Annotated in this window: 4 protein-coding genes and 1 tRNA gene; 1 reads left to right on the top strand and 4 read right to left on the bottom strand. The window is 57.4% G+C overall.

The window, feature by feature from the left end; translation table 11 throughout:
• Positions 1 to 78: 78 nt before the first annotated feature.
• Both rlmB and rnr read right to left on the bottom strand, forming a co-directional pair.
• Positions 79 to 837 carry a 23S rRNA (guanosine(2251)-2'-O)-methyltransferase RlmB gene (rlmB, locus tag M0974_RS15955; protein WP_297838593.1) on the bottom strand — a complete coding sequence of 253 codons (759 nt, stop codon included), beginning with the start codon at positions 835 to 837 and terminating at the stop codon, positions 79 to 81.
• Positions 834 to 3,464 carry a ribonuclease R gene (gene rnr / locus M0974_RS15950; protein ID WP_297838591.1) on the bottom strand — a complete coding sequence of 877 codons (2,631 nt, stop codon included), beginning with the start codon at positions 3,462 to 3,464 and terminating at the stop codon, positions 834 to 836. Before rnr ends, rlmB begins: the two co-directional genes overlap by 4 nt.
• Before the next feature lie 235 nt (positions 3,465 to 3,699).
• Here rnr and M0974_RS15945 point away from each other — a divergent pair.
• Positions 3,700 to 3,786: transfer RNA gene (locus M0974_RS15945), tRNA-Leu, on the top strand.
• Between the two features lie 128 nt (positions 3,787 to 3,914).
• Here the strand turns inward: M0974_RS15945 and M0974_RS15940 are convergent.
• Positions 3,915 to 5,849 carry a methyl-accepting chemotaxis protein gene (locus M0974_RS15940; RefSeq protein WP_297838589.1) on the bottom strand — a complete coding sequence of 645 codons (1,935 nt, stop codon included), beginning with the start codon at positions 5,847 to 5,849 and terminating at the stop codon, positions 3,915 to 3,917.
• Between the two features lie 151 nt (positions 5,850 to 6,000).
• Positions 6,001 to 6,833 (bottom strand): adenylosuccinate synthetase (locus tag M0974_RS15935; RefSeq protein ID WP_297838588.1); only part of this gene is annotated, 833 nt, incomplete at its 5' end.

Below are 6,833 nucleotides of genomic sequence, written 5' to 3'. Positions count from 1 at the left end.
GCCCGCGATAGCAACGACGCGGTCTGCCTGACACACCGCGTTATCGTTACATCGCGGGCAAGCGCGCTCCTGCAAGGGTTACTTCTTCGCGGCGGCTTTCACGCTGCGCTGGCGCAATGCTTCGAACAAGCAAACACCGGTTGCGACGGAGACGTTCAGGCTGCTGACGCTGCCGGCCATCGGCAGTTTCACCAAGTAATCGCAATGGTCGCGGGTCAGGCGGCGCATGCCTTTGCCTTCAGCCCCCATGATCAGGATGGTCGGACCGGTCAGGTCTTGCTGGTACAACTCAACCTCAGCCTCCCCCGCCGTACCTACTACCCACAAACCACGTTGCTGCAGCTTCTCCAGGGTGCGCGCCAAGTTGGTGACGGCGACCAATGGAATCACTTCCGCCGCGCCACAAGCGACTTTTCGCACGGTTGGCGTCAAGGTAGCCGACTTGTCTTTAGGCACGATTACCGCCAGTGCACCGGCCGCATCGGCCGTACGCAAGCAGGCACCGAGGTTATGCGGGTCAGTCACGCCGTCCAGCACCAGAATCAGCGGCGGACCTTCGGTACGGTCCAGAAGCTCGTCGAGCATGGCTTCGCCCCAAACTTGGCTAGGGCTAACTTCGGCGACAACGCCTTGGTGAACGCCTTCAACCCAAACGTCCATCTCTCGACGCTCAGCCTGCCCCACCGACACGCGGTTCTCGTTGGCCAGCTGAATCAGCACCTGGACCCGCGGGTCGTTACGATTTTCAGCCAGCCAGACTTGCTTGACGCGTTTTGGGTGGTGGCGCAGCAACGCTTCTACGGCGTGAACGCCGTAGATTTTCTCCAACGAACTCATGACTTAGCCTTTGGTTTACGCACCCCGCCGCTTTTCGCGGCAGGTGCCGAGCCCGCTTTTGGCGGCCCCTTACGGTGTTTACTTGGCTTGGCTGGCGGCTTACCCGAAGCAGCAGGGTCGGCTTTACTGGACTTTCCCCCAGCCGCCTTTCCACCGCCTTTCGCTTCGGAAAGCAAAGCCTGCTTCAATTCACGGCTTTTGCGGACTTCAGCGTTTTTCGCGGCAGCATCGCTTGGGCGGTAAGCTTCAGCGACCGGTGCAGCCTTGGCTGGAGCACCACGACGCCCAGCGCTTTTGGCTGGCGCTTCGGATTTCTCCGCCGGAGCAGGCGTTGTCTCAGCACCGCGACGCTTGCGACCAATAGGCGCACTGATAGTCTTTTCAGACATCTCGAAGTCAATCTTGCGCTCATCAAGGTCGACGCGCATGACCCGCACCTCAACCGTGTCGCCCAAGCGGAAGCTGCGGCCAGTGCGCTCGCCCGCCAAGCGGTGATGCACAGGGTCGAAGTGATAGTAATCGCCCGGCAACGCCGTCACGTGCACCAACCCTTCGACGTAGATATCCGTCAGCTCGACGAACAGACCAAAACCGGTAACGGCAGTGATCACGCCAGGGAACGATTCGCCCACGCGGTCTTTCATGAACTCGCACTTGAGCCAGTTGACCACGTCACGCGTGGCTTCATCGGCGCGCCGCTCGCTCATGGAACACTGCTCGCCCAATTGCTCCAGAGCCGCCTCATCGTAAGGGTAGATGCGCGCTTTCGGGATGGTCATGGCACCGGCACGGCGAACGTGCGGCGTGTCCTGCTTGGAACGGATCACGCTGCGAATAGCACGGTGCGTGAGCAAATCCGGATAACGACGGATCGGCGATGTGAAGTGCGTGTATGCCTCGTAATTCAGACCGAAGTGGCCCTGATTGTCAGCGCTGTAAACCGCCTGACTCAACGAACGCAGCATTACGGTCTGGATCAGATGGAAATCCGGACGGTCCTTGATGCTGGCCAGCAGCGCTTGGTAATCCTTCGGCGATGGGCCGTCTTTACCTTTGTGCAGCGACAAACCCAATTCGCCAAGGAACGCGCGCAGTTTCTCCAGACGCTCAGGCGGCGGACCGTCGTGCACGCGGTACAAGGCCGGAATTTCGTGTTTTTTCAGGAAGGCTGCGGTGGCCACGTTAGCAGCCAACATGCATTCCTCGATCAGCTTGTGAGCATCGTTACGCGTGGTCGGCCGAATTTCAGCGATTTTGCGCTCAGTACCGAAGATGATCCGGGTTTCCTGAGTTTCGAAATCGATCGCGCCACGGGTATGACGGGCAGCCAACAAGACCTTGTACAGCGAATAGAGCTGTTTCAGATCAGGCACAACGTCGGAATACTCTTCACGCAATTGCTTGGCTTCAGCGGTTTTCGGCTGTTCCAGAATCGCGCTGACCTTGTTGTAGGTCAGTCGGGCGTGGGAGTGGATGATCCCTTCGTAGAACTGATAGTCGGTCATTTCGCCGGTTTTCGAGATAGTCATCTCGCACACCATGGCCAAACGATCAACGTGTGGGTTCAGCGAGCACAAGCCGTTGGACAGTTGCTCAGGGAGCATTGGTATTACGCGCTCGGGGAAGTACACCGAGTTGCCACGCACTTGCGACTCGGTATCCAGCGCCGAGCCAATCTTGACGTAGCTCGACACGTCAGCGATAGCGACGTACAGCTTCCACCCACCAGAGAACAAGCGCAGCTTGCCCGGCCTGGCTTCACAGTAAACCGCATCATCGAAGTCGCGAGCGTCTTCGCCGTCGATGGTCACGAACGGCAAGTGGCGCAGGTCGACGCGATGTTCTTTGTCTTTCTCTTCCACTTCTGGCTTGAGCTTGGCGGCCTCTTTGAGCACCGCTTCGGGCCAGACATGCGGGATGTCATAGGTACGCAGCGCGACATCGATTTCCATGCCGGGCGCCATGTAGTTGCCCACCACTTCAACTACGTCGCCTTGAGGCTGGAAGCGCGCCGTCGGCCAGTGAGTAATTTTCACTTCGACGAACTGACCAACCTTGGCGCTGGAGTTGCGTCCCGGCGTGATCAGCACTTCTTGCTGGATTTTCGGGTTATCCGGCACGACAAAACCAATGCCGCCCTCTTCGAAGTAGCGACCCACAATAGTTTCGTGGGCGCGGGAGATCACTTCAACGATCACGCCTTCACGGCGACCACGGCGATCCAGACCGGAAACGCGGGCAAGGCCACGGTCACCGTCGAACACCAGGCGCATCTGCGCCGGGCTCATGAACAAGTCATCCGAGCCGTCATCGGGGATCAGGAAGCCGAAACCGTCGCGATGGCCCGAGATACGACCGAGAATAAGATCGAGCTTATCCACAGGTGCATAGGTGCCGCGACGGGTGTAGATCAACTGAGCATCCCGCTCCATGGCGCGCAAGCGACGACGCAGAGCTTCGAACTGATCCTCAGTGGTCAGACCAAACTCTTCCACCAATTGCTCACGACTTGCCGGCGATCCGCGGTCGGCAAGGTGTTGCAAGATCAGCTCACGGCTGGGGATAGGGTTTTCGTATTTTTCCGCTTCACGCGCGGCCTCGGGATCGAGGGACTGCCAATCGGCCATTAGAATGAGTTCACCTTATCTATATTTATTTAGTTTGGCATATACCTGATTGAAACGCGAAGACACCGTTCGTTACGTCCTCCTGCTATTCCGAAAAAATATTTCACGGCGGGGGTTTACAGCTCCTAAACTCATCCGTAAGATGCGCCCCACAACGACGGCAAACGTTGTTGTAGTTGAAAGTAAACGATAATTTCCGAGTCAAATCAGAGTTTATTGTTGAACCCAACGAACTGCCCAGATGGTGAAATTGGTAGACACGCCAGCTTCAGGTGCTGGTGACCGCAAGGTCGTGGAAGTTCGAGTCTTCTTCTGGGCACCAATTCAAACAAAACCGAGCCCCGTGCTCGGTTTTGTGTTTTCTGCGTTTGAGATTCTAGATCAACCATTATGATCGCGCCCTACAAGGGCGCACCAATTGCGCCCTTTCTTGCACGTTACCACGGCAAACTATGCGCGGAACTGCCCCAGGCTTGCCTTCAATTGCGCCGCCAAACCATCCAGCACTTTACCGCTGGCAGTGGTTTCGACCACGGCCTGAGCAGCTCGCTGAGCCTGGGCATGAATCACCTCCACACGCCCCCTCACCGCTTTTGCTCCCTGGGCTTGATGCTCTGCCGCATGCGTAGCCAAACCAATGGCCGCATGCACTTGCTCGACCGAGGCCTGCACAGACAATTGCAGTTTGGCACTATCACGTAGCACTGCAAGCCCTTCATTGGCCTGACGCCCCGCCAGACCAATCGCCGCGACCGCCTCTTTGGCGCCTTGCTGCAACGCGCCGATGTGTGCCTGAATATCACCTGTAGATCGCTGGGTCTTGCTGGCTAATGCACGCACTTCGTCTGCGACCACAGCAAAACCGCGGCCCGTCTCACCGGCCCGCGCCGCTTCGATGGCCGCGTTAAGCGCCAATAAATTGGTCTGCTCAGCGATGCCATGAATGACCGTCAGCACCACTTCGATTTGCTCACTTTGTCGCGCCAAGCGCTCAATAACCTTGGCGCCAGTATCGACCTGGCCGGCCAGCGCCTCGATCAAACCCCCGACCTGCGCGGAGGTGCGCGTGTTTTCATCGGTTGCCTGACGAATATCAACCACTTGCTGCAAGGCAGCCTGCATGGCGTGGCTTTCTGCCTGAGCTTCGTCGGCCATTTGCGAAAGGGCCTTAAGACTCGCAGCCACTTCATCACGCTGCGATTCAGCGGCGGCACCAGCACCAGCGTTTCGTCGACTTAGAGCACCAATTTCTACACCCGTGAGTTGCGCCACATCGCCCGCCTCGCGCACGATTGGCTGCAACTTATCGACAAATCGATTGACCGCCGACGCCATATCCCCGATCTCGTCGTTACTATTAAGCTGAACCCGCTTGGTCAGATCGCCTTCCCCGGCAGCCAGATCATCCAGCGCGGCGATCAACAAATGCAGCTTGCTCACTACTCGACGCCCAAGCACTACAGCAAGCAGCAGCAGCACGCCCAACCCAACCAGCGCCAAGCCCAGACCAATGCGCCAGCGCAACGTAGCCGCCGCTTCTTGCACCGTGTTGCTGGTATTGGCAGCCATCGCCGAGGCAGCAGACTGCGCCGACTCCAATCGCGTACGTAGCGCTTTGGAACTGTCCGCCGCAGCGCCTACGAGGCTGTCAGAGACCAACTGCTCACCACTGACAATCAACGCCGAGAAGCGCTTATCTAGCGCCGACAAATTCTCCTCAACGTTGGCCGTGGTCACGCCCATGACGACCTTGCCGATTTCTACTCCGTTGGGACTGATCGAGGCCTCAACATAATAAACCGAAGGGTCATGCTGGGCAGCATTCAGGACTTTATCTACCGGCCGATCACCCTCACCCTTATCGAGCAGGGCTTTTATTTGTGGATTGTCGCGATTCAAGTAACGGGTCAGGTGCTCGCCCTGCGCATCATTATAAATAACGAACAGCACATTGGGATTGCGCTGAGCACGGCGGGCAAATTCCGAGAGCGTTGGCGTGTCGTTATCCCACATGGCGCGGGGCGCGACGGCCGCCAGCAATTGAGCCATGTCGTTGGCCGAGTCGTGCAGGTTTTTTTCAAGCGTACTGCGCAACTGCACCTGCTCATCTTTGAGGCGCGAGGACAAGCCCGCACTCAATCGTTGACGAGTACTTGACGATAACGAGTCCAAACTAGATGTCACTTCGCGACTCGCTTGCTCCAACTCCCCCGTCAGGCGTTGCGAATCGACACCCAGTCGAGCCGCCAAATCCACCTCAAGCGCGGTGACGGTGCTTCGGGTCAGCGCAACCGCAACGACCACCTGCACCAAAAGAGCAATACCGAGAGCGATGAACACGGGCCGCAACAAGCGACTTCGTAAAAGAGAAAGGACGGCCGACATGGAAAACTCCCCTACTGCAGGTGCCAGTAAAATGGTGGCACGCTTTTATGAGGGTAATCACAGCAAGCACCGTGCCGTTCCAGCACTTACCAACTGACAGATATGACAAAGGGCCGCACGAGCGACCCTTTGCCTTTATTTCAACGACTTATCACGCAAATGGATGGCGCAATACGATCGTTTCGTTACGGTCCGGGCCCGTCGAAATAATGTCGATCGGTGCGCCGACCAACTCTTCCACACGCTTGATGTAAGCGCGGGCATTGGCCGGAAGCTCTTCCAGGGTCTTGGCGCCCACGGTCGATTCAGTCCAACCTGGCATTTCTTCGTATACCGGCACCAGGCCGATATAGCTGTCAGCATCGGTTGGCGCATCAATCACTGCACCGTGCTCATTCTGATAACCAACACAGATATTGATGGTTTCCAGGCCATCAAGCACGTCGAGCTTGGTTAGGCACAGACCCGAGATGCTGTTGATCTCGATAGCGCGACGCAGAATGACCGCATCGAACCAACCGCAACGGCGCGCACGACCAGTAGTAGCACCGAACTCGTGACCACGTTTCGCGAGGAACGCACCCACGTCGTCGAACAGCTCAGTCGGGAATGGACCCGAGCCAACGCGCGTGGTGTAGGCCTTGGTGATGCCCAGGATGTAATCCAGGTACATAGGACCAAAACCCGAACCAGTAGCGATGCCGCCTGCGGTAGTGTTCGAACTGGTCACGTACGGGTAAGTACCGTGGTCGATGTCCAGCAACGAACCTTGGGCACCTTCGAACATGATGTCTTTGCCTTCGCGGCGCATTTCATGCAGCGCAGCAGTGACATCGAGCATCATCGGTTTAAGCAGCACAGCGTATTCCATGCACTCGTCGAGTGTTTTCTGGAAGTCGATGGCTGGCTCTTTGTAGTAATTGACCAAAACAAAGTTGTGGTAATCGAGCAGCTCGCCCAATTTCGCAGCAAAACGTTCACGGT

Source organism: Pseudomonas sp. (genome assembly GCF_026224925.1).
Taxonomy (GTDB): Bacteria; Pseudomonadota; Gammaproteobacteria; order Pseudomonadales; family Pseudomonadaceae; genus Aquipseudomonas.
This window is presented reverse-complemented; position numbering and strand designations above follow the sequence as displayed.

Coding starts and splice junctions, on each gene's coding strand:
- rlmB (WP_297838593.1), bottom strand. CDS start 837: ATGAGTTCGTTGGAGAAAATCTACGGCGTTCACGCCGTAGAAGCGTTG.
- rnr (WP_297838591.1), bottom strand. CDS start 3,464: ATGGCCGATTGGCAGTCCCTCGATCCCGAGGCCGCGCGTGAAGCGGAA.
- M0974_RS15940 (WP_297838589.1), bottom strand. CDS start 5,849: ATGTCGGCCGTCCTTTCTCTTTTACGAAGTCGCTTGTTGCGGCCCGTG.